This window comes from Streptomyces sp. NPDC049970, from assembly GCF_040660235.1.
GTDB lineage: Bacteria > Actinomycetota > Actinomycetes > Streptomycetales > Streptomycetaceae > Streptomyces.
The window spans coordinates 1-1,484 of the sequence record NZ_JBFALP010000056.1 but is presented as its reverse complement, the minus strand read 5'-3'; the positions used below and the strand labels follow the sequence as shown (position 1 = coordinate 1,484).

Genomic DNA, 1,484 nt, shown 5'->3' with positions numbered 1-1,484 from the left:
GTCGCGAGCCCGCCCCGGCGGGAGCCGCGGTACCGGTCCGGCCGAGTCCGGTCGTCCGGTACGGCCCGTCCGCCGGCCGCTTGCCGGCTGCTCGGTGACGATCACTCCGTGGCGATCGCGTTCAGCACGTTCATCCGGCCCGCCCGGAACGCCGGGGCCAGGGCGGCGACCAGACCCACGACGGCGGAGCCGACGAAGACCGCGCCGATCGTCGGCCACGGGACGTCGAGGACGGTCAGGCCCTGAAGCGCCAGCAGCTTCTGCGCGGTCACGCCCCAGCCCATGCCCAGCCCGAGGCCCAGCAGCGCACCGAAGACGGCGATCACCACGGACTCGAGCCGGATCATGCGGCGCAGCTGGCGGCGGGACATCCCGATCGCCCGCAGCAGCCCGATCTCCCGGGTGCGCTCGACCACCGACAGCGCCAGCGTGTTCACCACACCCAGGACCGCCACGACGATCGCGAGCGCCAGCAGGCCGTAGATCATGTTCAGCAGCTGGCCGATCTGATCCTTGAGCGCCTTCTTGTAGTCGGTCTGGTCGCGCACGGTGTACTGCGGGTAGTCGTGCAGCGCCGACTTCAGTGCCTGGTAGGCGCTCGCCTCCTGCCCGTCCTGCGCGGCCGCGAGAAGCAGCACGTCCAGCGGCATCTTCTCGGCGGGCACGTAGCGGGCCACCGTGTCGATGGAGGCGTACATCGCGCCCTGGTCGAGCACGACGTCCTCGCTGGTGACGGCGCGCACGGTCAGCCGTGCCGTGCCGCCGTCGCGGAAGTCGACCGTCACCGTCGAGCCGACCCGCACACCGTGCTTGTCCGCGAAGCCCTCGGGCACGGACATCGACCCGGGCCGGTAGGCGTCGGCGAGCGAGCCGGCCACCGTCTCGGTGCGCAGGTCCTGCGCGTACGTCGCGTCGGCCGCGCTGATCGTCTCGTTCTTCGTGGTGACACCGTCCGGGGTGGTCAGGTCCACGTCGAGCACCTTCAGCTCGGTGACCCTGCTCAGGCCCGGAGCGGCCTTCACCGCCTCGACCGCCTGCGGGGTGATGACCGCACCGGTGTCGCTCTGCACGATGAAGTCGGCGCCGACGGACTTGTCCAGCTGGTCGGTGGCGGAGGCCACCATGGACGAGCCGACCACCGCCAGGCAGGCCACCAGGGCCAGGCCGATCATCAGGGCGGCTCCGGTGGCGCCGGTGCGGCGCGGGTTGCGCAGTGCGTTGCGCTCGGCCAGCCGCCCGACCGGGCCGAAGACGCGCAGCAGCAGCGCGCCGAGGACCCGGACCAGGCCTCCGGCCAGCACCGGGCCGACGACGACGAACCCGATCAGGGTGAGCACCACACCGATGCCCAGCCAGCCCGACCCGGCCGACGCCTTGTCCGCGCCCGCGGCCAGGTACAGGCTCACGGCGCCCGCGGCGGTGAGCACCGCACCGGTCACGGCACGCACCGTGCCGGCCCGGGCGTCGGCCGGGGCGCCCGCGTC

The 1,484-nt window shown here is 73.1% G+C and carries 1 protein-coding gene; it reads right to left on the bottom strand.

All coding sequences use genetic code 11. The annotated features are described in order from the left end of the window. Positions 1-101 precede the first annotated feature (101 nt). A partial coding sequence (locus AB0I83_RS31430) for an FtsX-like permease family protein (protein WP_363307045.1) occupies positions 102-1,484 on the bottom strand: 1,383 nt, incomplete at its 5' end.